Annotated in this window: 23 protein-coding genes, 1 tRNA gene and 1 pseudogene; 13 read left to right on the top strand and 12 right to left on the bottom strand. The window is 64.5% G+C overall.

The genetic code is table 11. The annotated features are described in order from the left end of the window. Window positions 1–66 precede the first annotated feature (66 nt). Entirely contained in the window at window positions 67–1,431 is a 1,365-nt protein-coding gene (locus GMOLON4_RS01895; protein ID WP_146137563.1) for a hypothetical protein, read from the bottom strand. A gap of 200 nt (window positions 1,432–1,631) precedes the next feature. Between GMOLON4_RS01895 and GMOLON4_RS01900 the strand changes: the two genes are divergently transcribed. Genes GMOLON4_RS01900 through scpB form a run of 3 tightly spaced genes read left to right on the top strand, consistent with a single transcriptional unit; the run spans window position 1,632 to window position 4,084 of the window. Next, window positions 1,632–2,612: a ParA family protein gene (locus tag GMOLON4_RS01900; protein WP_245575578.1), complete on the top strand. Its 981-nt coding sequence runs from the start codon at window positions 1,632–1,634 to the stop codon at window positions 2,610–2,612. Then, window positions 2,599–3,447 carry a segregation and condensation protein A gene (locus GMOLON4_RS01905; RefSeq protein ID WP_026937914.1) on the top strand — a complete coding sequence of 283 codons (849 nt, stop codon included), beginning with the start codon at window positions 2,599–2,601 and terminating at the stop codon, window positions 3,445–3,447. The genes GMOLON4_RS01900 and GMOLON4_RS01905 overlap by 14 nt, the downstream gene beginning before the upstream one ends. Continuing rightward, window positions 3,437–4,084 carry an SMC-Scp complex subunit ScpB gene (scpB, locus tag GMOLON4_RS01910; RefSeq protein ID WP_026937913.1) on the top strand — a complete coding sequence of 216 codons (648 nt, stop codon included), beginning with the start codon at window positions 3,437–3,439 and terminating at the stop codon, window positions 4,082–4,084. Before GMOLON4_RS01905 ends, scpB begins: the two co-directional genes overlap by 11 nt. A gap of 13 nt (window positions 4,085–4,097) precedes the next feature. On the opposite strand, the gene GMOLON4_RS01915 is transcribed toward scpB, so the two are convergent. After that, window positions 4,098–5,132, bottom strand: coding sequence for a hypothetical protein (locus GMOLON4_RS01915; protein WP_265576784.1), 1,035 nt, complete (start codon window positions 5,130–5,132; stop codon window positions 4,098–4,100). Window positions 5,133–5,225: 93 nt separating this feature from the next. Between GMOLON4_RS01915 and GMOLON4_RS01920 the strand changes: the two genes are divergently transcribed. The 8 genes and pseudogenes from GMOLON4_RS01920 to GMOLON4_RS01955 all read left to right on the top strand — a co-directional run bounded on the left by GMOLON4_RS01920 (window position 5,226) and on the right by GMOLON4_RS01955 (window position 15,515). After that, window positions 5,226–6,011 (top strand): pseudouridine synthase, encoded by a 786-nt coding sequence (locus GMOLON4_RS01920; protein WP_407648506.1) that lies wholly within the window; start codon window positions 5,226–5,228, stop codon window positions 6,009–6,011. After that, the gene (locus GMOLON4_RS01925; RefSeq protein ID WP_026937912.1) at window positions 6,008–7,114 is read left to right on the top strand and encodes a prephenate dehydrogenase; all 1,107 of its coding nucleotides are present in this window, start codon (window positions 6,008–6,010) and stop codon (window positions 7,112–7,114) included. The genes GMOLON4_RS01920 and GMOLON4_RS01925 overlap by 4 nt, the downstream gene beginning before the upstream one ends. Continuing rightward, window positions 7,111–7,797 carry a (d)CMP kinase gene (gene cmk, locus GMOLON4_RS01930; protein WP_026937911.1) on the top strand — a complete coding sequence of 229 codons (687 nt, stop codon included), beginning with the start codon at window positions 7,111–7,113 and terminating at the stop codon, window positions 7,795–7,797. The genes GMOLON4_RS01925 and cmk overlap by 4 nt, the downstream gene beginning before the upstream one ends. Further along, window positions 7,794–9,356, top strand: coding sequence for a ribosome biogenesis GTPase Der (gene der / locus GMOLON4_RS01935; protein WP_084147720.1), 1,563 nt, complete (start codon window positions 7,794–7,796; stop codon window positions 9,354–9,356). The genes cmk and der overlap by 4 nt, the downstream gene beginning before the upstream one ends. Before the next feature lie 117 nt (window positions 9,357–9,473). Further along, window positions 9,474–10,930: pseudogene (locus tag GMOLON4_RS01940) on the top strand (glyceraldehyde-3-phosphate dehydrogenase). Between the two features lie 139 nt (window positions 10,931–11,069). Then, window positions 11,070–12,848 (top strand): SulP family inorganic anion transporter, encoded by a 1,779-nt coding sequence (locus GMOLON4_RS01945; RefSeq protein ID WP_245575574.1) that lies wholly within the window; start codon window positions 11,070–11,072, stop codon window positions 12,846–12,848. A 177-nt stretch (window positions 12,849–13,025) separates the two neighbouring features. Next, the gene (locus tag GMOLON4_RS01950) at window positions 13,026–14,447 is read left to right on the top strand and encodes a hemolysin family protein (RefSeq protein ID WP_026937908.1); all 1,422 of its coding nucleotides are present in this window, start codon (window positions 13,026–13,028) and stop codon (window positions 14,445–14,447) included. A gap of 3 nt (window positions 14,448–14,450) precedes the next feature. After that, window positions 14,451–15,515 (top strand): CNNM domain-containing protein, encoded by a 1,065-nt coding sequence (locus tag GMOLON4_RS01955; RefSeq protein WP_026937907.1) that lies wholly within the window; start codon window positions 14,451–14,453, stop codon window positions 15,513–15,515. Between the two features lie 94 nt (window positions 15,516–15,609). Here GMOLON4_RS01955 and GMOLON4_RS01960 read toward each other — a convergent pair whose 3' ends face one another. Continuing rightward, window positions 15,610–15,879 carry a hypothetical protein gene (locus GMOLON4_RS01960; protein WP_026937906.1) on the bottom strand — a complete coding sequence of 90 codons (270 nt, stop codon included), beginning with the start codon at window positions 15,877–15,879 and terminating at the stop codon, window positions 15,610–15,612. 24 nt (window positions 15,880–15,903) lie between these two features. Then, window positions 15,904–16,644, bottom strand: coding sequence for a 3-methyladenine DNA glycosylase (locus tag GMOLON4_RS01965; RefSeq protein ID WP_181244134.1), 741 nt, complete (start codon window positions 16,642–16,644; stop codon window positions 15,904–15,906). A gap of 296 nt (window positions 16,645–16,940) precedes the next feature. Between GMOLON4_RS01965 and GMOLON4_RS01970 the strand changes: the two genes are divergently transcribed. Further along, complete coding sequence (locus GMOLON4_RS01970; RefSeq protein WP_169516554.1) at window positions 16,941–17,489, top strand: NUDIX hydrolase; 549 nt, start codon at window positions 16,941–16,943, stop codon at window positions 17,487–17,489. A 41-nt stretch (window positions 17,490–17,530) separates the two neighbouring features. Here GMOLON4_RS01970 and GMOLON4_RS01975 read toward each other — a convergent pair whose 3' ends face one another. Beyond that, window positions 17,531–18,235: a DUF4386 family protein gene (locus GMOLON4_RS01975; RefSeq protein ID WP_026937905.1), complete on the bottom strand. Its 705-nt coding sequence runs from the start codon at window positions 18,233–18,235 to the stop codon at window positions 17,531–17,533. 80 nt (window positions 18,236–18,315) lie between these two features. Continuing rightward, window positions 18,316–18,822: a SixA phosphatase family protein gene (locus tag GMOLON4_RS01980; RefSeq protein WP_026937904.1), complete on the bottom strand. Its 507-nt coding sequence runs from the start codon at window positions 18,820–18,822 to the stop codon at window positions 18,316–18,318. A 245-nt stretch (window positions 18,823–19,067) separates the two neighbouring features. Between GMOLON4_RS01980 and GMOLON4_RS01985 the strand changes: the two genes are divergently transcribed. Beyond that, window positions 19,068–19,141 (top strand) — tRNA-Pro (locus GMOLON4_RS01985). Window positions 19,142–19,338: 197 nt separating this feature from the next. Here GMOLON4_RS01985 and GMOLON4_RS01990 read toward each other — a convergent pair. The 6 genes from GMOLON4_RS01990 to GMOLON4_RS02015 all read right to left on the bottom strand — a co-directional run bounded on the left by GMOLON4_RS01990 (window position 19,339) and on the right by GMOLON4_RS02015 (window position 24,239). Beyond that, window positions 19,339–20,568, bottom strand: coding sequence for a tyrosine-type recombinase/integrase (locus tag GMOLON4_RS01990; RefSeq protein WP_026937903.1), 1,230 nt, complete (start codon window positions 20,566–20,568; stop codon window positions 19,339–19,341). Beyond that, window positions 20,552–20,767 carry a helix-turn-helix transcriptional regulator gene (locus GMOLON4_RS01995; protein ID WP_026937902.1) on the bottom strand — a complete coding sequence of 72 codons (216 nt, stop codon included), beginning with the start codon at window positions 20,765–20,767 and terminating at the stop codon, window positions 20,552–20,554. Before GMOLON4_RS01995 ends, GMOLON4_RS01990 begins: the two co-directional genes overlap by 17 nt. Next, window positions 20,764–21,333: a hypothetical protein gene (locus GMOLON4_RS02000; protein WP_026937901.1), complete on the bottom strand. Its 570-nt coding sequence runs from the start codon at window positions 21,331–21,333 to the stop codon at window positions 20,764–20,766. The genes GMOLON4_RS01995 and GMOLON4_RS02000 overlap by 4 nt, the downstream gene beginning before the upstream one ends. Before the next feature lie 14 nt (window positions 21,334–21,347). Continuing rightward, window positions 21,348–21,806: a single-stranded DNA-binding protein gene (locus GMOLON4_RS02005; RefSeq protein ID WP_026937900.1), complete on the bottom strand. Its 459-nt coding sequence runs from the start codon at window positions 21,804–21,806 to the stop codon at window positions 21,348–21,350. An 82-nt stretch (window positions 21,807–21,888) separates the two neighbouring features. Next, entirely contained in the window at window positions 21,889–23,664 is a 1,776-nt protein-coding gene (locus GMOLON4_RS02010; RefSeq protein WP_026937899.1) for a type IV secretory system conjugative DNA transfer family protein, read from the bottom strand. Further along, window positions 23,661–24,239: a hypothetical protein gene (locus GMOLON4_RS02015; RefSeq protein WP_245575573.1), complete on the bottom strand. Its 579-nt coding sequence runs from the start codon at window positions 24,237–24,239 to the stop codon at window positions 23,661–23,663. The genes GMOLON4_RS02010 and GMOLON4_RS02015 overlap by 4 nt, the downstream gene beginning before the upstream one ends. Between the last annotated feature and the right edge of the window lie 22 nt (window positions 24,240–24,261).

Below are 24,261 nucleotides of genomic sequence, written 5' to 3' on the forward strand. Positions count from 1 at the left end.
CAGGCACGAGCCACAATGTCGCCGGACTCGCTGGTCGCGGGATCCGCGATTCCTGACCGAGCGCGACTACTCGGTGGAGGAACCAGTCGTGCCCGTCGACTCCGAGGTCGAGTTCTGCGGGGAATTATTCTTGTCGGGAGTGAAGTTGGGCCGCGCGCCGCTGGAATTCGGCGCGGTTCCTTCGTTGTCGGGAGCTACGGTGTTCGGGCCATTGGTTGATCCGCCATTGGGACTGCTCGTCCCGCCGGTGCCGCCGCCGGTAGTGCCGCCGCCGGAGCCGCCATTAGTCGTGCCGGCATCGGTGCCGCCGCCATTGGAGCCGCCGCCATCGCTGCTGCCGCTCCCGACGTTGCCGCCGCCGGACGTGCCGCTATCAGGGGTCGTACCGCCCTGCCCGCCGCCATTCGGGACGCTTTCGTTGGGGGTGGATCCGGTGTCAGGTGTGGCGCTCGTTCGAGGCGTGTCGGAGCCCTGGTTCGAGGGCGATTGGGGCGTTGCGTCAGGCGTTGTGCCGGAGCCGCCGGGAGCGGTGTCGTCTCCGGTCGAGCCGGGTCCGCTCCCGTTCGGTCGTTCATCCTTGCCCTCGGGCTCGCCCGAGGGCAAGTCTTCCGTCGTCGGGTTGGCGCTATCGCCGGGCACGGGCTCACCCGTGCCGTTGCTGAGCGGCGAAGTGATGATGCGCATTTCAAACTCGGCCGCATCGCCACCGAGCTCCACGTGCATCTTCAACTCGTAGTTTTCGCCCTCTTTGAGGCTTGCCGCGAGTTCGCGCTCCAGCGTACGAAAGGTGTCCAGCTCGTCGCTCGTCACCTCGCGCCCCGCGCTGATCCCCAGCGACGGCCAAGAGCCGGGCGGCGTGGCGAGGTCGACCGTGCCATGGGTGAGCCATTCGGGCCGTTCAAGCGTCTGGATGCGCTCATACTCCGTCGCGGGATCGGCCACGAAGCTCGTCATGTTGAGCCAGTAAGTCGCTTCTTCCGCGGGACCAACCTGATTCACCGACGCAGTCGCCGGGCCCGCGCTCGTGACGTGTTCAATGAGCGCGCCCCACTGCGACTCGCTGCGTTCGAGTCGCGTTGTATTCAACTTGTGCTCGTTCGCGAAGGTGAGATCCACTTTCGCGACAGACTCGATCTCGCCGTAGAGCGACTGCATCAATGCGCCGACCGATGTGGGAGCAGCACCTTCACATATGTGGATCTCGAGCGTGAATCCCGGCTTGCCTTCGGCGACTTTGAGAACCGTGTAGCCAGTGACGACATCGGAGTCGTCGACTGCCGCGCGAATCAGTTCTTCTTGCGCGACGGCTTTGGTGTTCGTCGCGGAAAAATGGACGACGAGCCAAGCGACCACAAGCGCGACAACCACTGCGATCGCGATTGCTCCACCGAGGCGAAAACCTCGCCGCGCCGTTAGTTCCGCGAAAGACACATAGACCAGAATACTGGGAATGAGCGAAAAGCCACGTTAATAGTTGGTTTAAATAATTCGCGTCCAGATATTAAACCCTCAAGTAGCGCTTGAGGTGCCTTCTCGACACCCCCCTCTCGCCCATCCAAAATGGCCGGTCCCCGGGGATAGCATCGGGGAACGCGCGAAAGACTAGGAAGAGGAGGCGGTTGCCAATGGCCATTTCGGAAGCCGACCTGCCCGCACTGCCGGGCCTCGAAGTTCCCAAGGACCTGCTGAAGCCGACGAAGAAGCAAGAGCCTCGCACCGATCCCAACTTCGTGCCGGAGCCTGCGAAGGGTACCGAACCCGGGGTGCAGCGCTCCGCCGAAGCAGTATCGACGCGCCTCTACAACAAGTTCCCTGTTCCTGCACCGCTTACGAGTCACGGCCCGGCCCGAGTCATTGCGATGTGCAATCAGAAGGGTGGTGTTGGGAAGACCACGACGTCGATCAACCTCGCCGCCTCGCTCGCCGGGTATGGGCGTCGCGTCCTGTGCGTCGACTTCGACCCGCAGGGCGCACTGTCCGCGGGGCTTGGCGTCTCGACGCATAACGTCCCCACCATTTACGACCTCCTGATCGGTCAGATTAATGACCCCCGCGAGGCTATCCAGGAGACGGAGTTCGAGGGGCTCGACCTCATCCCTGCGAACATTGATCTCTCCGCCGCCGAAGTGCACCTCGTGACCGAGGTCGCCCGCGAGCAGATTCTCGCGTCGATCCTGCGTAAGGTCAGCGACGACTACGACGTCATCATCATCGACTGCCAGCCCTCGCTCGGCCTGCTTACGGTGAACGCGCTGACCGCCAGTCACGGCGTGATGATTCCACTCGAGTGCGAGTACTTCGCGCTGCGCGGCGTGGCGCTCCTCATCGAAACCATCGAGAAGGTGCGCTCGCGACTCAACCCGTCGCTGGAGCTCGACGGCATCCTGCCGACGATGTTCGACGGTCGCACCCTCCACTCCCGTGAAGTGCTTGACCGCGTCTTCGAGGTCTTCGGTGACAAGGTCTTCGACACCGTGATCGGCCGCACCGTCAAGTTCCCAGATGCGTCGGTCGCGGGTGTGCCGATCGTCGAGTTCGCGCCCACGCACCCTGCCGCGCAGGCCTATCGGCAGCTAGCCCGCGAGCTGGTGGCGCGCGGTGCAGCCGCCTAGCGAGCCCGACGCCGTCGAGCCTGATCCCGCTGAGCCTGATCCCGCCGAGGAAGACGACGATTTTCGCGTCGATCTCGACGTGTTCCAGGGCCCGTTTGATCTGCTGCTGCAGCTCATCTCGCGTCGCGAACTCGACATCACCGAAGTCGCGCTCTCCGACATCACGGATGAGTTCATCGCCTACGTCGCCCAGATCGACTCGACCGAGGACCTGAACCGGGCGACGGAGTTCATCGTCGTCGCGGCGACTCTCTTGGATATGAAGCTCGTGAGCCTGCTGCCGCAGGGCGACTATGTGGATGCGGAGGACGTCGCGATCCTCGAAGCGCGAGACCTGCTCTTCGCGCGACTGCTCCAGTATCGCGCCTACAAAGAGGCGGGGCTGTGGTTTGCGGAAAGATTCGTGGTGGAGGAAACTCGGCACGCGCGGACGGTGCCGCTCGAGGCGAAGTTTCGGGAGCGCATTCCCGAACTCGTGTGGACGACATCGCTCGAGGACTTCGCGGCGCTCGCGACGCTCGCCCTCACACCCAAGGCAATACCGACCGTCGGGCTCGACCACCTGCACGCACCGCTCGTCTCGATCCGGGAGCAGGCAAGCATCCTGGTGAATCGACTTCGCGAGAGCGGGCCGATGACGTTTCGCGAGCTCGTCGCGGACGCGGACGGCAAGGGCGTGCTCGTCGCACGGTTTCTCGCGATTCTTGAGCTCTATCGACGCGCCGCGGTCGAGCTCGAGCAGGGGACTCCGCTCGGCGAGCTCACCGTGACGTGGGATGCCGAGGATTGGCACGACGAAGAATTAACGACCCTGGGAGCGGACTATGACCGATGACGTGACCGACGCGACGCTTGCGGAGCGTGCGCTCGCCGCGAACGAAGCGACTGAGACCGAGGCAAGCTTCGAGGCCGCGCGTGAGAACACTGAGCTCGATCTCGACCGGGCTATCGAATCGATCCTGTTCGTGAGCGACGAGCCCGTTCCGCTCGTTTCGCTCGCCACGGCGGTGTCCGCGCCGGTGCGAAAGGTTCGGGATGCTGTGCTGCGGCTTGTTGACGACTATGATGGAAAGCTTGACGGGCCAATTCGAGGCTTTGAGCTTCGCGAGGTTGGCGGGGGATGGCGAATGTACGTGCGCGAGTCCTTCGACGAAATCGTGGGCGACTACGTCTCGGTCCGGCAGCCCTCGAAACTTTCGCAGGCAGCACTCGAGACACTAACCGTGATCGCGTACCGCCAGCCGGTCTCGCGATCACAGGTCGCGCAAGTGCGAGCCGTGAATGTCGATTCGGTTGTCCGGACGCTGCTCGCCCGCGGTCTGATTACTAAGGCGGGCCACGAAGAAATAACGGGCGCCACACTCTACGTGACGACCGAGCTGCTCCTGCAGCACCTAGGAATTAATTCACTCGAAGAACTGCCGAAGATCTCGCCACTTCTCGAGGACGGACGGGATGGATTTGATGCGTAACGAGCAGCCGAGATCAGGCCGCGGGGGTTCTTCGCGACGCCAATCGCAGGGTATACAGCGCTCGCGGAACACGCGCTGGGATGACCAGCGGGACCGTCCGGACTCGGAGTCGCGCGATGGCCGCGGCGGTAAGCGCGGCGCCCCTCGCAGCGGTGTGAACGGCGGCAGCCGGGGCGCTGCGGGCCGTGGCGGCCACCAGCGTCGTGACCAGGACGAGCGTGGTGGTTACCAGCGCAGTGACCGGGACGAGCGTGGCGGCTACGAACGTCGTGAGCGTGATGAGCGTGGCGGTCAGCAGCGTCGTGACCGGGATGAGCGTGGTGGTTACGAGCGACGGGATCGCGGCGAGCGTGGCGGCTATGAGCGTCAAGAGCGCGGCGAGCGCGGCGGGTACCAACGTCGCGACCGTGATGACCGCGGCGGCCAGCGCGGTGACCGTGATGAGCGTGGTGGTTACCAGCGACGGGATCGTGACGAGCGTGGCGGCTACCAACGTCGCGACCGTGATGACCGCGGCGGCCAGCGCGGTGACCGTGATGAGCGTGGTGGTTACCAGCGACGGGATCGTGACGAGCGTGGTGGTTACCAGCGACGGGATCGTGACGAGCGTGGCGGCTACGAGCGCCGCGACCGCGAGGACCGGGGCGCTCAACGTAACGATCGCGGTGGTTACGAGCGTCGCGATCGTGGTGAGCGTGGTGAGCGTGGCGGCTATGAGCGTCAGGAGCGCAGTGACCGGGGCGGTTACCAGCGTCGCGACCGCGATGAGCGCGGCGGCAACGAACGTCGCGAGCGCAGTGACCGTCGCGGCTACCAGCTCGAGGGGCGAGACCAGTCGCGCCCGAACCGTCGCCGGGCAGAGCCGACGCGTGGAAGCTGGCAGGACACCCGCAGCTACGAAGAACGTCAGCAGGCGCGGCAAGCGTCGCTCGAGGCCCGCGAAGACACCGAGCAAGGGCGCGCCGCAGTCCGGAAGGCCGCACAGCAGCGCCCCGACGGTGGTTACTCGCTCGCTGACTTCGACGACATCCCGTTCAACCCCGACCACCGACCCGAGGGCGCGGCTCCCGCATCAGACCGCAGCACCGAGGGCGTTCGCCTGCAGAAGGCGCTCGCGAACGCCGGCGTCGCATCGCGTCGCGTGTGCGAGCAGCTCATTACCGAGGGTCGGGTTGAGGTCAACGGCGAGGTCGTCACGGAACTCGGCAGCCGCATCCAGCCCGAGCAGGATCGCGTGACGGTCGACGGCACGCCCGTCCAGTTCGACCAGACGAAGCGGTACATCATCCTGAACAAGCCCGTCGGCGTCGTGTCTTCGTTGCACGACGAGGAGGGGCGCCCAGACCTGCGCCAGTACACGCAAGAATTCGAAGAGCGCGTGTACAACGTTGGCCGCCTTGACAATGACAGCTCGGGGCTGCTCATCCTCACGAACGACGGTGAGGTCGCGCACATCTTGTCGCACCCGTCGTATGAGATTTCGAAGACCTACGTCGTGAAGGTTAAGGGCAAGCTCACGGAGCGCGACCTCAACAAGCTGCTCGAAGGCGTCCGCCTCGAGGACGGCTTCGTCAAGTTCGACTCCGGGCACGTCATCGCGAAGGGCTCGACCTCGCGGGCAACGCTTGCCGAGGTCACCCTGCACTCGGGGAAGAACCGCGTTGTCCGTCGCATGTTCGACAGCATCGGGTTCCCCGTCGAGGAACTCGTGCGGCGTAGCTTCGGTCCGCTGCGGCTCGGCACGCTTCGCGCGGGGGAGATGCGCGAGCTCGACTCGCAGGAACTCGGCCGACTCCTTCGCCTCGCGCGCAAGGCAGAGGCCGCAAAAGCTCACCGCGAAGGCAAGGGGCAGGACAAGCCGACCGACGCATCGGATCGAGACCGTGGCCGGAACGACTCGAACCGAGACGGAGGATCACGTCGATGACACCCACGCGCACGAATTCCCCGGTGCTGGTCGTCGGCACGGGGCTGCTCGGTAGCTCGGTGGGCCTCGGCCTGCGGCGGCTCGGGGTGGATGTGCTGCTTTCCGATGCCTCGCCCGTCGCGCTCGGTCTCGCGGCCGATTATGGCGCGGGCCGGATCGCGCCGGCGAAATCCATCGCGACGGCGGCGCCCGAAGACGTACCCCAGATCGTGGTCGTGTGCGTGCCGCCCGATGTGGCCGGCGAGGTTGTCGTCTCGCAGCTCGAGGCATGGCCGGACGCGATCGTCACCGATGTCACGAGCGTCAAGGTCGCGCCCCTCGAACATGTCATCGATGCAGGTGCTGACCTGTCTCGCTACGTTGGTTCGCACCCGATGGCCGGACGTGAGACAGGCGGTCCGCTCGCCGGCCGCGCCGACCTCTTTACCGGGCGTCCGTGGGTCGTGGCCTCGAACGAAAAAACCACCGTGTTCGGCCTGCAAGAGGTCGAGGGCCTCGCGCTCGACCTCGGCTCGAGCGTCGTGAGCATGACGGCCGAGGAACATGACGACGCGGTTGCCCTTATCTCTCACGTGCCGCAGCTGCTGTCGACCGCAATGGCCGAGCGACTCCTTGAGGACGAGACCGACGCCACCGCGCTCGCGGGCGGCGGGCTGCGCGACGTGACGCGCATCGCCGCATCCGATCCGACCCTGTGGAGCCAGATTCTTGCCGCGAACGGGCCGCGCGTCGCGCGCATCCTGCGCCTGCTGGCCGACGACATCGTCGACCTCGCCGAGGCGCTCGAGGACATGAATCAGCCGGGTGCGCGTCGCAAGGTCGCCGAGCACATGCTCGCGGGCAACGAGGGCGTCGCGCGGATCCCGGGTAAGCACGGCTCGCGCCGCACATTTACGAACGTCACCGTCATGGTGGACGACCGTCCGGGCCAGCTCGCGCGACTCTTTCACGAGATCGGCGAGGCGGGCATCAACGTGGAAGAACTCGACATCGAGCACTCGCCGGGCGCCAACATTGGCCTCGCGACAATCGGCGTGTTGCCTGAGGTTCGACAAAAGCTCCTCGACGAGCTCGACGCACGCGGATGGAAGGTGGCGCAGTGACGGCGCGGGATCAAGCAGTGGTGGTCGCAATCGACGGGCCCTCGGGCTCGGGCAAGTCAACCGTGTCAAAGGCGGTCGCAAAGCGCCTGGACTGGCAGCTGCTCGACACGGGATCGGTCTATCGCGCCCTGACCTGGTATTCGCTGCAGCGGGGTGTTGACCTCGACGACAAGGATGCGGTCATCGCCACCGTGCCCGGTTTTCTCGAGGCGTGGTCGCTCTCGCTCTCACCGGATGAGCGCTGGGTCCGCGTCGGGGACACCGACGTGACCGATCGCATCCGCGAGACCGAAATCTCTGCTGTCGTCTCGAAGGTCGCGGGCATCCCAGAGGTGCGCGACGCGGTGAACCAGCGGTTCCGCGAGATTCTCGTGGGCACGGATGCGGACGGGATCGTCGCCGAAGGCCGCGACATTACGACGGTAGTTGCCCCGGATGCCCCCGTGCGCATCCTGCTCACCGCCGACGAGGACGTGCGCATCGCGCGCCGCCTCGCCGAGAAATCGGGGGAGGATGCGGCGCGCGTCGCCGCGACCGTCACCGAGCGGGATAAAAAGGATTCTCGCGTGACAAACTTCACCGCGGCAGCCGACGGGGTTGTCGTGCTTGACTCAACCGATCTCGGGCTCGAGGCGACCATCCAGGCCGCGCTCGACCTGATCTCAGCCAGGAGCGCCCAATGACAGACGCAACCAATACCCCCGGGTACGAACCCGAGTTCGTCGCTGGCGACGAATCCTACGAGGAAGCGTACGAAAGTCAGGCGGAGTCGTTCCAGGAGACTGTCGACGGCATCGACGACGAAACGGCCGAGATGCGCGCCGACGTGCTGCGTCGCGCACTGCTCGAGTACGACCTCGACGCCGATGACCGGGATGTGCTCGAGGGTCGCTTCGCTGACGACGGCACGTTCCTCATGCCGGCGCTTCCCGTGCTCGCGATCGTGGGTCGTCCGAATGTCGGTAAGTCGGCGCTCGTGAACCGCATCCTGGGCCGCCGCGAGGCGGTCGTCGAGGATGTGCCGGGCGTGACGCGCGACCGCGTCTCGTACCGCGCGCAGTGGGGCGATCGTCACTTCACCCTCGTGGACACGGGCGGTTGGGAACCCGACGCCAAGGGCATCGACCGTTCGGTGGCCCAGCAGGCCGAGATCGCGATCGAGCTCGCGGACGCGGTGCTCTTCGTGGTCGACGCAAACGTCGGGCCGACCTCGACCGACGAGGAGGTCGTGAAGCTGCTGCGACGGAGCGAACGCCCGGTGTTGCTCGTCGCCAACAAGATCGACGACCCGGTGCACGAGCCGAACGCCGCGATGCTCTGGAGCCTCGGACTCGGCGAGCCGCACGCGGTATCCGCACTGCACGGCCGTGGCGTCGCCGACATGCTCGACGAGGCCATGCGCATCCTGCCGACCGTCTCGAAGGTCGCGAAGGAAGAGGTTGGCGGACCGCGTCGCGTCGCGATTGTCGGCCGACCCAACGTCGGCAAGTCGAGCCTGCTGAACAAGGCCGCGGGGGAGACCCGCGTCGTTGTCAACGAGCTCGCCGGCACGACCCGCGACCCCGTCGACGAACTCGTCGAGCTCGGTGGCCAGACCTGGCGCTTCATCGACACCGCGGGCATCCGCCGTCGCGTGCACCTGCAGCAGGGCGCCGACTTCTACGCCTCCCTCCGCACCGCGACCGCGATCGACCGCGCCGAGGTCGCCGTCGTTGTGTTCGACGCCACCGAGCCGATCGGTGTGCAGGATGTGCGCATCGTCGAGATGGTGCTCGAGGCGGGCCGCGCGCTTGTGCTCGCCTTCAACAAGTGGGACGAGATCGACGACGAGCGGCGGTGGCTGCTCGAGCGCGAGATCGAGCAGGACCTCGGCCACGTGGACTGGGCGCCGCGCGTCAACATTTCCGCGAAGACCGGTCGACACCTCGACAAGCTCGTGCCGCGACTCAACACCGCACTCGAGTCGTGGGACACCCGAATCGCGACCGGCAAGCTCAACGCGTTTCTCACCGAACTCGCGCAGGGCTTCCCGCACCCGCTTCGCGGCGGCAAGCAGCCCCGCGTGCTCTTCGCGACGCAGGCGCAGACCCGCCCGCCGACGTTTGTCCTGTTCACGACCGGGTTCCTCGAGCCGGGGTACCGACGCTTCATCACGCGTCGACTCCGTGAGACGTTCGGATTCGAAGGCAGCCCGATTCGCGTAAACATGCGTGTACGTGAACGCAGATCAAAAAAGAAGTAGTCGGCGAGCCGTCCTGCGGTAACCGGGTGCGGAATATCGGTATCTAGTTGGGTAAGCTGGGAAGACGCAGGCAATTGCGTGTTTGACCCAGCCTTACCCACTGGAGGGAAACCCCATATGACCGATTTGCACGCTCAGTCTCAGGCGGACTGGTTCGATCGCGTCGAGACGGCGGAGAAGATGATCCCGCTCATCTCGAAGCTGTACCGCGAGCGAAACATCGTGACTTCGATTCACGGCCGCCGACTGATCAATCGATCAGCGATTGAAGTGATTAAGGCTCACCGCGCCGCACGGCGAAACCACGGCCAGGACCTCGAGCTCGAGCAGTCCATCGCGATCCTTGAGGTGCTCGGCGACCTGAGCATCGAGACCGCGTCGGTAGACATCGCGACGCTTGCGTACCTGTACTCGCAGGAGGCCGAGGGCACCGACCTCACCGAGTTCATCAAGGACCAGCTCAAGGAAGTTGGCCCCGTCGAGACGACGAACAAGTCGGCCAACGTAGTGCTCTATGGCTTCGGCCGTATCGGCCGCCTCCTCGCACGCATCCTGATCGACCAGGCGTCGACCGGCCCCGGCCTCCGCCTGCGCGCGATTGTCGTTCGTAAGAATGGCGAAGACGACATCGAAAAGCGCGCCTCGCTGCTGCGCCGCGACTCGGTCCATGGCCCGTTCAACGGCACGATCAAGGTCGACAAGGAAAACAACACGATCCTGGCGAACGGCACGCTGATCCAGGTCATCTACTCGAACGACCCGACCACGGTCGACTACACCGCGTACGGCATCGACGACGCGATCGTCGTTGACAACACCGGTCGCTGGCGCGACGAGGCTGGCCTCAGCCAGCACCTCCAGGCCAAGGGCACGAGCCGCGTGCTGCTCACCGCGCCGGGTAAGGGCAGCATCCCGAACATCGTGTTCGGCATCAACCAGGACGTCATCACCGACGAGACGAAGATTCTCTCGGCCGCATCCTGCACGACGAACGGCATCACCCCGGTGCTCGCCGCGCTCGACCGCAAGTACGGCGTGAAGCACGGTCACGTCGAGACGGTTCACTCGTTCACGAACGACCAGAACCTCATCGACAACTTCCACAAGGGTGCACGCCGCGGTCGCGCCGCGACGCTCAACATGGTGCTGACCGAGACCGGTGCCGCGAAGGCTGTCTCGAAGGCGCTGCCGCAGTTCGAGGGCAAACTCACCGGTAACGCGATCCGCGTTCCTACCCGGATGTCTCGATGGCCGTGCTCAACCTCGAGCTCGAGCAGGATGTCACGCGTGAGGACCTCAACGACTACCTCCGCAACGTCTCGCTGCACTCGAACCTGCGCCAGCAGATCGACTACGTTGAGTCGCCCGACATCGTCTCGACCGACTTCGTGGGCAACGACCGTGCCGGTGTCGTCGACGGTCTCGCTACCATCGCCACCGGTAACCGCGTCGTCCTCTATGTCTGGTACGACAACGAGTTCGGCTACTCGAAGCAGGTCGTTCGCACGATCGAGCACATCGGTGGGGTACACCCGCTCGTCGTGCCGGTTCGTCGCGAGGTGACCGCGGTCTAGTCCATGTTGCCGTTCACGTGAATCGTCGCGGAACTGAGATGGGGCACTCCGGAAGGAGCGCCCCATCTCACGTTTTCCGGGGGACAGGATTAAGGTTGGACTTGTGAGCGGTGGGGAGCCATTGGGGAGACGACCGGGATTGCAGCGGGCAGTTCGTGCGGTTCTTCCCGGTGTGCACACGGCGATGGGGTACCAGCGAGCGTGGTTGTGGTCCGACTTGCGCGCGGGCGTCGTATTGTCGGCGCTGCTGATTCCAGCGGGCATGGGGTATGCCGTCGCGTCTGGTCTGCCCGCCTACACCGGCCTTTACGCAACCATTGTGCCGCTGATTGCCTACGCCATTTTTGGGCCTTCGCGCATCCTGGTGCTTGGACCGGACTCGTCCCTGGCGCCAATCATCGCTGCCGCGATTATCCCGCTGGCGGTCGGGGATTCAGATCATGCGGTGGCGCTCGCCGGGCTACTGGCGATCATGGTCGGAATCCTGCTGTTCGTCGGCGGACTCTTGCGCCTAGGATTTCTGACCAGTCTCCTGTCGAAGCCCATACAAATCGGCTACCTCAACGCGATTGCGCTCATCGTGCTCGTGTCGCAGATCCCGGGGCTGCTCGGATTCTCGTCTTCCGGCGCTGCGCTTGCTGAGCGTGTCACTGGCATTGTCAGGGCGGTCACGAATGGTGAGGTGCAGGTGATTCCCGCACTGATCGGTTTCGGCTCGATCCTGGTGATGCTGTTTTTCAAGTGGGTCATTCGCCAAGCTGGACTCGGGATTCTCCTGGCCGTTCTGGTTGCGAGTGTGATTACCGCCGTATGGCAGCTCGGGGGCGTGATCCCCGTGGTCGGGCCGATGCCGGGCGGACTGCCGACTCCCGCGCTAGGAGGGCTGGCCTGGGGTGACGTCGGCATGCTGGTAGCGCCCGCCCTTGGTCTTGCGTTGATTGCGTTCGCTGATACCTCGGTCCTCTCTCGAACGATGGCCGCTCGGAGAGGCGAGTCGGTCGATGGAAGTCGCGAAATGATCGGTCTTGGAATTGCCAATGCTGCAGGTGGGGCCTTTGGCGGCTTCCCGATCTCGGCCTCAACCTCGAGGACCCCGGTCGCGGAGCAGGCCGGATCCAAGACTCAGTTCACGGGTGTGGTCGGGGCGGTGGCCGTGTTGCTCTTCATGCTCGTCGTGCCGGGCGTGACCGCCTACCTCCCCAATGCGGCGCTGGCCGCAGTCGTGATCGTGGCGGCCTCGAGCCTCATCGACGTTCCGGCCTACGTACGTCTCTGGCGCAATGATCCACCCGAGGCGGTGCTGTCGTCGTTCGCGTTCGTCGGGGTGTTCCTCGTTGGGGTGCTCGAAGGCATCGTGCTGGCGATCGTGCTTTCGTTTGTCGCCATGGCGTGGCGGGTGAGCCGGCCATATCGGGCCGAGCTCGGCCATGTGAGAGGACTGCGCGGATACCACGACGTCACGCGCCACGAAGCCGAGCGCATCGATGGCGTGGTCATCGCTCGGTTCGACGCACCGCTGTTTTTTGCCAACGCGAGTCTCTTCACGGACTTCATGCGGCGCACTGTTGATGCCGCGGTGAACGCAGCCGCCTTGGAGGGACGCCCCGCGATCGAGACCGTCATCCTGGCTTCGGAGCCGATCACCGATATCGACTCCACCGCGATGGACGAGATTCTGACCCTCGATACCTACCTTTCAGCGCGCGGCATGAAGTTGATCTTCGCCGAAATGAAGGGTCCCGTGCGCGATCACTTTGCCAACTATGAGCTCGTGCAGCGTTTCCCGCCCGATCGATTCGCGCCCACGGTCGGGGCAGCAGTCGACGCGATCACGGGTCAGCTACGCACGGACATCGCTGGCCCGGATGTTCTCGGAACGGATGGTAGCGATCGCGACCGCAGGCTGCCGGAGGGTTAACCGAGGGTTCTCAAATCCGCGTGGCAATAGGTCTGTAGACTCAGCTCTGTTTTCTGCCCGGCCATCCCGTCGGCGCATCCCGATCTCAGAAGTGAGGTATTAGCTCCGCATGGAGTCCCCCGAACGATCTATCTGGCCCGCCCTGCTCACTGACGACGCGGTGAGGCGGGTGGGCTCATGATCACAGCAGTGGGAACATTGTTGCTCGGGCTGCTTGTCATCGCCGTCATCATTGTCGCGAACGGGTACTTCGTTGCTCAAGAGTTCGCATACATGTCGGTGGATCGCACGCAACTTCGGGCTCGCGCTGAAGGCGGAGATAAGAGGGCTGCTCGGGCATTAGCGATCACCGATCGCACATCATTCATGCTCTCAGGGGCCCAGCTCGGCATCACTGTCACAGGACTTCTGGTCGGTTTCGTCGCTGAGCCGCTCGTTGGAGAATCACTCGGAATGCTGCTGGGCGGCGTTGGCGTTCCAGCCGGGGTGTCGGTCGCCGTTGGAACCGTACTGGCGTTGGCGTTGTCGACGATCGTGCAGATGATTTTCGGTGAACTATTTCCGAAGAACTACACCATTGCGGCGCCCATGAAATCCGCACTGGCCTTGGCGCGTTCGACATCCATGTACCTCGCGGTCACGGGCTGGCTAATCAAGTTCTTCGATGTGTCCTCGAATGCGGTGCTGCGGTTGTTTCGGATCGAACCGATTGAAGACCTCGACTCGTCTGCCACAGTTGAGGATCTCGACCACATTGTGACCAGTTCCCGGCTGAGCGGCGCCTTGGATGACCACACATACATGGTGTTGGACCGACTTCTGGACTTTCCCGACCGGAATGTCGGCCACGCGATGATTCCTCGCTCGCGTACGGATGTCCTCTCGGCGGGGGACACCGTCGGCCACGCGCGGGATCTGATGGCCACCGGTCACACGCGATACCCGATCATCGACGATGACCACGTGCCGGTTGGGGTCATTCACCTCCTCGACGTCCTCTCCACGGAGCTGTCAGAGACCTCGCTGGTGACTGAGCTGATGCGCCCCGCGTTGGTCGTTCCTGAATTGATGCGGTTGCCTGACACCGTTGCGAAGTTGCAGCAAGAGGACGAGAAGCTCGCCTGTGTAATTGACGAATACGGTGGGTTCATCGGCGTCATCACTCTCGAGGATCTGGCCGAGGAGATCCTTGGCGACGTCACCGACGAGCACGATCTTCCTCCCTCGCCGGACATCGCCGGGACGAGTCAAAATGAGTGGCTGGTCGACGGTGACTCTCCCCTTGATGAAGTTGAACGCGCGATTGGGCATGACCTCCCCGAAGGTGACTTTGAGACCGTCTCCGGGCTGGTGCTTGCCCACGCGGGGGGTCTCGTTGAAGAGGGCGAGACCTACGACATCCAGTTGGCCGCCCAACCCGAGGACTTCATCGACGCGAAACGTGCTGCAGTGCGGATTGTGCGCATCCATGTGGAATCCATTGAGCGCAACGTGCCAGCGGCCGTGCGATTGACGTTGATTGACGACAACTCATCATCGGGCGAGACGCAAGCCCGATCGGCCGGCGATGATGAGACTCAGGCAGAGGAAGGTCGCTAGCTCATGACCGAATGGTATTTCGCTCTTCCCGCAACGCTGTTGCTGATTGCGTTGTCGGCTTTCTTCGTCATTATCGAGTTCGCTCTCCTGGCAGCTCGACGGAACCGGTTAGAAGAGACCGCCGAAACTTCGGCATCTTCTCGCGCCGCACTACGCAGCCTCAACGAACTCACATTGATGTTGGCCGGTGCTCAGCTCGGTATCACCGCGTGCACGTTTGCTCTGGGAGCTATTACGAAGCCCTGGGTGCATGATGCACTGATGCCGGGGTTCGAGGCAATGGGGATCCCAATGGCTGTGGCCGAGGTCGCATCCTTCGTCCTGGCTCTCTTTGTCGTCACGTTCTTACATCTTGTCATCGGCGAGATGGCGCCCAAGTCCTGGGCGATCACTCACCCGGAATCAGCAATCAGGTTGATTGCGCTACCGGCCCGAGGGTTCATCAATGTATTCCGACCCCTGCTGTCGTGGATCAACCGAATCGCCAATCGATTGGTTACGGCGACGGGTGAAGAACCAGTGAATCGGGCGGCGGCGCGAGGTTACGATGCGGACACGCTGTACATGCTCGTCGAACACTCGAGGAACACCGGTGCTCTGGACGATGCCGCAGCGACGCAGATAGCCGGAGTCATTGAACTTGAACGCGCCACGGTCGGCCAAGCGGTCGATGCACCCGGCAACGATCCCAGCACATTACCGGCCACGGCCACGGTAGCGGATGTCCAGGCGGCTGCGCGGAACTCCGGGCACCTTCGGGTGTTGCTCTCAGATGACGAGTGGGCGACCCCTCGGGTGGTGCACGTACGCGACACGCTTCGGGCCGACAAGACAGAGCTGGCTAGGACCTGGTCGCGACCTGCCTTGACGCTGACGGACACAACTCCCATTCAGGAGGCACTGGAAACGATGCGGGTGGCGCGTGAACAACTCGTTGTGATCGTGTCCGCCACAAATCAACAGTCCGTCCGTGGCGTCCTGACCTGGGACTACATCTTGGACCATTTGTGGCCGAACATTGAAAAGGAACTCGACCGCGCCCAGGCGCGTCGTGAGAGCGAGAGCTAAAGCTCGCTCTCACGATGAAAAGGGGGCATAGCACCCGACAAGCTGCGCCGACGGTTTTCAGTGCATCGCCTGAGCCCCCGACACCTAGCCCGACCTAGGAAATCGGCAGCCAGCGATTCCTGACGCGCTTCGTCACGGCCGCGTGTTCGACCACGCAAAAGTTCGCAGCGCTGTCGCGCGTGTGCACACCAACGGACACGGCTTCGGCGTCGGAAAGTCCGGTGAATCGCGTCACGACCACAGGCATCCCGCGTTCGAGCGCGATGTCGCACGCCTCGACAGTGGCTACTTCGGCGCAGGCTTCGCGGATGCGTGGCTGCACATCCTGAGGGGCGATCGGCGCAATGAAACGGCCAAGCCTCAATGTGACTCGGTAGGACGGCATCGGTTACTCGCCGTGGTTGAGCGCAGAAGGCATTGCCGAGGCGATGCCTGACACAGATCGGGCTCTCGCGATCACAGCGAGGAGGCGCTCACGCAGCGCTTGCCCTCGCACCGCGTACTCCCGCTGCAGTCGCACATACTCGGCCTTGCCCTCTGCCGTTTCGATCGCAATCGGCGGCACGCCGTAGTCCGTCACCTCATAAGGTGAGGCCCGCATGTCCGTCCATCGGATCTCCCGCGCCAACGCGAAGGCGTCGAGCAGCAACTCACCGGGCACCAATGGCCCGAGCTTGATACACCATTTGTAGAGATCCATATTGGCGTGCAGGCATCCTGCCTGGTCCACAGCGCACTGCGACTCGCGGGTGGGCTGTTGGACGTTGAGCGGCCGCGCCTCCTCGGTGAAGAACCGAAACGCGTCATAGTGAGTGCAATTGATCTGATGCGACTCGACGACAGCATCCGTTCCTCGCTGCCCTAACCGAAGCGGCACCCGATGCCGGCGCTCCTCCTGCTTGTAGACCATCGCCCACTCGTGCAGGCCGAAGCATCCGAACCTTGCTGGCCGAGTCGCAATCGATTGGGTCAGATCCTCGATGCTTCGAACGAGGTCAGCCTTCGCCGCAAGAAACGCGACCACGTCCACCTGGACGCGACCCGACTCATCCACCCGATACCAGCGCTTGTCGCGCCAGGTCGGGGAGTCTTCGAGGCGACGACCGACGCCGGGGTGCCAGCGCCGCAAGACCGCGGGTTTGTAGGAGTAGTAGGTAAAGAGGAAGTCGTCGATCGCGTGCTTTGACCGGCGGCGCGGAAGTCTCGATAGACCTGCGTGAGCGCGTCTGCACGGACCCGGTGCTGCTGCTCGTGCCGCCGCCAGTCGCTCTCGGTGAGTGCGCGACCGTCGTCGAATGCGGATGCGCGGGCGGCGCGATCGACCAGTTCAGAAGGCACGTGGAGCATGATGACAACCAGTGTATTGCCTGCCTCGGTCGGCGGCTCGGTTTGCGAACGTCGGGGATGAGCAGCATGCTGGACTGCGTGAATTCGACTCCAACGCACTGGCACACCGATCGCGAAGCCCAGGAAATCTGGGATGTCGTCGACATCAACGGGCGCTCGGTGGGGCGCACGACGAAGCGAGGCGCACCCAGTTTTGCTCCAGGCGAGTTTCACATCGTCGTCGGTACGTGCGTGTTCACTCCACGCGGCGAGGTGCTCGTGACGCGCCGAGCGCCGAACAAGACCCATCCGGGAAAGTGGGAGTTCTCGGCGGGCAGCGCGCTCACCGGCGAATCAAGCGTTGAGGCGGCGCGTCGTGAGCTGGCCGAGGAGACGGGGCTCGAATTCGGGATTGAGGAGTTCCAGACCGTTGGGCGTCTCGTCGAGCCGATCGCGCTCTTTGATATCTATGCGGTGCAGATCCCCACCGTTGCCAGCGTGACCCTGCAGGCCGGCGAGGTGGACGACTACCGCTGGGTCGATCTGGATGCCGTGCTCGAGCAGCCGCGCGAGGTCGCCTTCACGGGGCCATGGAACCGACGCATTGACCAGATTCAGGATGTTCTGCGAAAGCTTGTCGAGGGATAGCGACGGGTGTAATTAGAGGTGAGGATGCTCGACCGGGCACGCTAGCGAGCCTCGGCTAGAAGCGAAGAGAGCCTGCGCGCAACCAGCACCGCAAAGACCGACCAGGGGAGTAGCGACGCCAGCGCGAACACGAGGCCCACTGTGCCGAAGTTCGAAGGCACAGCCATGAGTATCGCCGCGAGCAGCCCCCACACGGCGGTTGGCCGGCCGAAGACGGGGCTGCGGAACATCAACGACGCGAACACCAGCAGCGCCGCGAAGTTGAGAACGTAGTAGACGTCAAACGCCGTTCCGGTCCAGGTGGCGAGCATGCCCTCGGCGACAGCAAGCAGTGCCGTCTGCTCGGTCGGGCCTGCCGCCGAATAGAGCTGCGCGAGCTGCAGCATTTCGACCGGACGTGGGGAAGCCATGTACGCCGCCATGCCGAGAGTTCCAAACGCGAGGGCGACGGCCACCGCCGACCGACTGACTCGCCACAGCACCACCGCCAGCGCGAGGTAGACGAAGAACGTCAGCAGATTGCTTAGCGGGTAGAGAAGGTCGAGCGCAAGGAGACCCTGCACCGGCTCTTCAGTGAGCAGCTCGAGGAACTCGGCGGCGGTCTCGGGTGGCGGCCAGATCACGTAGAACACGATCTGCAGGGCGATGAGCGCGACGCTCACCACGGCCGACCAGATGCCGACGCGCACCAGCCCCGACCACTTTCGGATGTCGTTCAGGAGCTCATCCTCCTGAGATGCGTTCATTGGCGTGGCCTTCCGTGAGAGCAGCCTGTTGTTCTTGCGAGTTGGGTGACGGAGCCGGGGCGAGTCGACGGATGCAATGGTCAGCCCCGCGGCACGACGAAATCGACCAGCGTGCACGTCTCGCGGCCAAGGTCCCGCCAGTCGACGTCGAACTCGAGGGTCGCGATGGCGCTCGTTGGGAATTTCTCTGCCATGCGCATCCACCCGGGATTGGAATCGGGAACCCCGAGGGTCACGACGAGATCCTCGACGGTGGGGAAATGGCCGATCCAAAGGACGGACTGCGTCTCAGGGACGACCTCGCGAAGGATGCGCAGCGCCTGCGGTGTCGAGGCCTCGTAGATTTCGTCGAGGAAGTCGACTTGGCGGGCCTCGAGACCCTGCTTTTCAACCCGTGCCCACGTCTGGCGAGTGCGAGTCGACGACGAGCTCAGCACGCGCTCAATCGGTTGACCGAGAGACGTGAGATATTCGCCTGCCGCAAGCGCGTCTCGGCGCCCCCGCGCATTGAGCGGTCGCTCGTGGTCTGGGTCGCCGGTAGACCAATCGGACTTCGCGTGCCGCATGACGTGCAAGATTCGAGGCATGGCCTCAAGCGTAGGAGTTGCGAAGCGTAAATGGTGCGGATGCTCGTGGCTGTGGATAAATCCGCGGTGCGCTACCGTCTGTGGATGATTTTGACTGCCGAGATTTTGCGTTAGGATAGTGAGGTTGCTTCGGCAGCAGCCGGTAAACCGGCATCGGGCTGTGGCGCAGTTTGGTAGCGCACTTGACTGGGGGTTAAGGGGTTTACCCCCCCGGACGGCCCAAATACAACTGAAAATCGATGCCACGGGCTGTGGCGCAGCTTGGTAGCGCACCTGACTGGGGGTCAGGGGGTCGCAGGTTCAAATCCTGTCAGCCCGACAGAAAAGCCCTGATGAGACGCAAGTTTCATCAGGGCTTCATCGTTTCTGCCGACGGGTTTTTGTTGGTCCCCCTCTGGTCCCCCTGGCCGATTCCGAGCTGGCGCTTGGATACCGGGGACCGGGTCGAAATGGGCTGGCCTGTGGATAAGGGGACCAAAAGGGGACCAGAACCGCTCCGAGCATCGTTTCCGCCTCTCACAGCCGTCGCATCGACGACCCGGTGCGGCCGTTCTGGCGCTTCTGCCCCGACGGTGAAAGGAACGCATTCGCCTGCTCCGCAGCGGACGCAAGGTGTCGGTCGTCGGGGTGGAGATACCCGCGCGTGGTCTCCATCGATGCGTGCCCGAGGATCTCTTGGAGCACGTGTAGTGGGACACCGGCGTCGGCCATCCACGTCGCGCCCGTGTGGCGGAGCCCGTGACGGGTGAGATCGGGCAGGCCGAGGTTCGCGACGATCTTGTCCCAGTTCGTCGCATCCCGCACCGTCGCCGTCGTCAGCACACCGCCCTTCGGCCCGACCAACAGCTGCGCCTCGGGCTCTTTGCTTTCAGTAAGTCGTTCGAGCACCGGGCGCAGCGGCTCCAAGATCGGCACGCGCCGTTCTTTACGGCTCTTCGTGGGTTTGGTCACGAGGCCGCCTTTGCCGGGGAAGATCTGACGGGCGATGACGACGAGATTCTTGTCGAACCGCACATCCCCGACCTGCAACCCGGAAACCTCGGAGGAGCGCGCGGCGAGGAGGGCGGCGAGCATGACGAAGTCGCTGTAGGACTGGTCGATCTTCCCGCACGCCTTCGCGAGCCTGTTCAACGTCTTCATGTCCGGGATCGCGTGCGCCCGTGGTGATGCTTGCTCGGCTGACTGAGTGCGGAACGCGTTGCGATTCAGGCTGCGCTTGGCGCGGTTCTTCGCGGGGTTGATGGTGAGGAGCCCATCGCGTACGGCCTCGTCGAGCACGCGCACGAGGGGTGCGATGGAGTTCTTGATCGTGGATGCCCCGTAGCGCTGCTCCCATTCATCGATCGTCCGGTCGATGATCCCAGCCGTGATCTGCGTCACCGGCAGATGTCCCAGCGCGGGCAGCACCCGCAGCTTGAGCCCGAAACCGTAGGTCTCGCCGGTGGAGGTCGGATCAAGACCGCGCGCCCAGCGGTCGCCGATAGAGGTGACGAACTCCGTCAACGTCATGGCCGTGTCCATGCCCTTGACGGAGGAGTTGCGCAGTTGATCGAAGAACGCGTGTGCGGCGGCTTCGTCGGTGACGATCTCCGAGCGGATCACTCGGCGTTTCGTGATCGGGTCTGTCCACCTCGCCCGGGCACGGATGCCGTAGGAACGGCGCTCCATGTCGGTCGAGACCTTCACACCGATGGGCGGCACCGGCTTCGGATCAGCTTTCGGGAGCGGTTCACCCTTCCGCGGCATGATCTTGTTCCAACTCGACAAGCCACGCCTCGACCGCCTCAAGCCGGTAGCGGGCGATCCCACTCATGCGGATGAACGGCGGCCCGGTCCCCGCAGACCGCCACCGCGACAGGGTAGATTCCGACACCTTCAGATAGGTGGCAACATCGCGACTGTGCAGCAACGGAGACTGCACGACCGGTACCGTGGTCTCGTTCATGAGATCTCGCCCGTACGCGGATCGAGGGAACGATAGAACTGGTCCTCTTCCTCACGCCGCTTCTCAACCTCGGCGAGCACGAACTCGATGAACTCGGTCTCCCGGTCATCGATGATCACGTCCTCGACCTGAGGTGCTGGTGCTTCGCCGGGCCAGGCCGTCTGACGGGTGGGGCGATCACGGTCAAGACGCGTGCCGTTCGTGGCGACCCAGTCGCGAAGACGGAGCCGTGCGTCGGCGAAGTCTCGATGCCACGCCAGCGGTGCCGAACCACTCTTCTCCGCATCGAAGCAGCACAGCCAGTGCAGGTGCAGCGCGGACAGCTCCCACAGCAGTTCCGGGTGGTGGTGCCAGAACGGCGGGACAACTGCCGCCGGGAGTCCATAGGTACGGCGAAGCCAGTGCACCCAGCGGTTCAGTTCCAGCCACTCCGCTTCCAGGTCTTCGGGCCCGAGCAGGTTCCAGTTGATCGGATGCGGGGGCTCAACCAACAGTGGCCCTTCGAAGTCGGCATCGAACTCGACTTCTTCATCGACAGTGTCGTCTGCGGTGGTGTTCTCGTCCATGACGATCGCCACCGTCAGACGCTTGCGCGTGTCGGACTGGTGGGCTGAGCGCGGGTCGCCGCATCGTGGCCGAGATCATCATGGCTCGGCGCATCGTGATCGACGCTGGGGCGTCGGGGTGTGCGGTCGACCTCGTAGCGGGTGCGGGCGAGATCGTGGCCGATCCGAGAAGCGATGAACTCCTCCGCGGGCACCTGCTGCCCATCCTTCTCATACGTGTACTCGTGGATGCGTCCGGAGGCGACGAAGCGGTCGCCCTTGCGGAACCGTGCTGCAGCTTCCTCTGCGGTCTTGCGGAAGATCGCGAGGTCATGGAACGTCGGCTCCAACTGCGTGAACGACCCATCAGGCTCCTGCCGAGCATGCTCAATGCCGACACGGGCGTGAAACCTCGACACCCCATTCTCACCGACACTCAGCCGGGGCTGTGTGGCAATGAATCCTGAGATGGACTGCTGCGTATCGATGGTCATGGGGTACTCCTCTCAAAGACGGTGACCGCGGTGGTCGCCGTTCATTGGAGAGGTGCGCGGCACGTTCCCGCTCTTGACCTGGTTACGGGCGTTGACGCAAGGATTCTTCGACCACGGCCCGCTGTGCGCGGAGTTCGCCGCTGTCCCGCCTGCCCGTCCATGCGCGCAACTTCGCGACGATGGGTGGGGCTGCGCGAAGCAGGATGAGGCCGGTGCCGAATGGCAGGGTGCGAATCACGTCGGGCGGCATGATCGCCACCCGCCGGATCGAGCGCTGCGCGGTACGGGAGCCGTGGTCGCCGATGGTCGTGGAGTCCGTGATCTCATCGCGTTCCCCGATCAACGTGGTGAGGTCTTGGAGGTCGCGACTATTGGATGCCCCACCGAGGATGATCTTCACGATCGAGGCGTCCCAGATCGCGCCGGCAGCGTTCTCCGACCACTTCTCCCGTGCTTGGGCGAGTGACTGCAGCACCGGCATTGTCGTGATCCCCGTACCCCCGCCTTCCGCCATCAGCGTCGGTAAGGACGGGAGTGGGGCGAGATTCCCGATCTCATCGAGGGCGAGGAGCAGGGGCGGGTCGAGGCGCGCGGATGGTGATCTTGCGGCGAGGCGTCGGGCAGCTTCGACGAGGTCTTCCACGAACGCCGACACCAACGCCGCACTGTTATTCGCCCCAGCCCCCGTCGCCAAGAGATACACAGTGCCGCGTTTGCGGAGGAACTCTTCCGGGTCGAACCGCTCGTCTGGGCCGGGGCTCACGGCGTCGAGGACGCGCGGGTCGGCGAGGGCTGCGAGTGAGAGGGAGACGCCTTGCCAGATTGAGTCACGGGTGCGGGGGTCGGAGTCGATCATTGCTTGCAACGAGTCCGCCCACCCTGTTGCAGCGTTCGGGTTGGCGGTGAGGATCGCGACGGCATCGGACGCTGCGGCGGGGTCGAGGGTCCACCGGAACAACTCGGCTGGGGTGCGGTGGTCGAGGGCTGCTGCGTGGAGGAGGGCTTGGAGTGCGGTGCGGGTTTTCCCTTCCCAGAAGTCACCGCCCTCAACACCACCCGCGGACAGGCCGGTGCCGGCTGCGAGGCCGGTGGCGCGGATCATCGCCGTCAACGGGTCCTCACATCCCCGAATCGGCGACCACCGGAGCCCCGCCGGAACACCTTCGGCGAGGTGTTGCGGGTCGAACACCGCCACCGGCCGCCCCTCAGCACTGCGGGCGGTGAGAGTGGCGGTCAGGTTATCCGGGCGGGTGGAGGTCGTGACGACCGCACCGGGTGCGTCGAGGATCGCATTGATCACGACGTGCAGGCCCTTGCCTGAGCGCGGTGGCCCGATCAGCAGGATCGAGTCCTCGACACTCGCCCACACGTTCACGCCCCGCGATGCCCCGAGCAGATAGCCCACGTCTTGCGCTTCGGGCTTTGGCAGTGAGGGGCGGAGTTGCCCGCCGCGGCGCAGCAGCGCCTTCTCCGACGCAGCGGTGGTGACATCGGTGCGGGTCGCGATCCCGACGATCCGATACGGGTCGATCTTCGTGCGCCGGGTGTGCTCCCGGAACGTGCGCCACACCCACCAGCCCGCGGCACCAACCGTGATGATCAGGAGCCCCGCGACGATCCAGTAGACGACGGCGTTGAGCCCATCGGCACCAAGCGCGGTACCCGGGTCGGCGGGGTGCAAGAGTACGCCGAGACCGGATTCGATGCCACCGCTCGGCTGCGCGGCCCCTGTCGCCCACGCGGCGATCGTGCCGGTCATCCGGAGGATGACGGCAAGGGCCGCGGCCGCGATGAGGGCGATGATCCCGAGGTTCGCTAGCTCATCACCGAGCGCCCCGCCCTGCCTCGGGGTGCTCATGCGAGCCTGCTGACGACGAGGGTGCCGGAGATACGGCCGAGGAGAATCACTTCACCCGTCACCGCGGCCGCTGCTTGTTCCGTGGTGAGAAGCGCGCGGGCGGTGCCGTCGGGACTGGCATCTGAGTGGGCGTGGATGACCGCGACCGCGACATCCTCACCCGGCACGAACCCAGAACCCGCGACCTGATGCAGCACCGGCGGCACCGCTGCCACCGGAGGCCTCACCACCTCCGGTGCCGGTGCCTCCCAAGGTCTCGCGGTGGGTCGTTCTCGTGGTGGGGTGATGATGTCGGTGAACGTAGACCCGTCCGCTTCCCGAACCTGCACCCGCAGCGGCGTCCGGTGCCGGGCTGCGAGGGTGTCGAGAATCGCGGGGAACGATTCGCGCCGCCACCCGGGTGCGAATGGCTGCGGCAGATACGGTGCTCCGTCGACGGTGACACTCATGACGCCGTCCACGCTGATGGTGAACTCCACCACCGGCACCACCACCGGCCCACCACTCTTGGGTGCAGGTGCTGTCGGGGGCTGAGTGTCGGGGTTGGTGCGGCGGTAGCGGGGCTTCGGGGTCACAAGCGGGTCCTTCCAAGACGAA

Origin of the sequence: Gulosibacter molinativorax (genome assembly GCF_003010915.2) — a bacterium.
GTDB classification, from domain to species: Bacteria; Actinomycetota; Actinomycetes; order Actinomycetales; family Microbacteriaceae; genus Gulosibacter; species Gulosibacter molinativorax.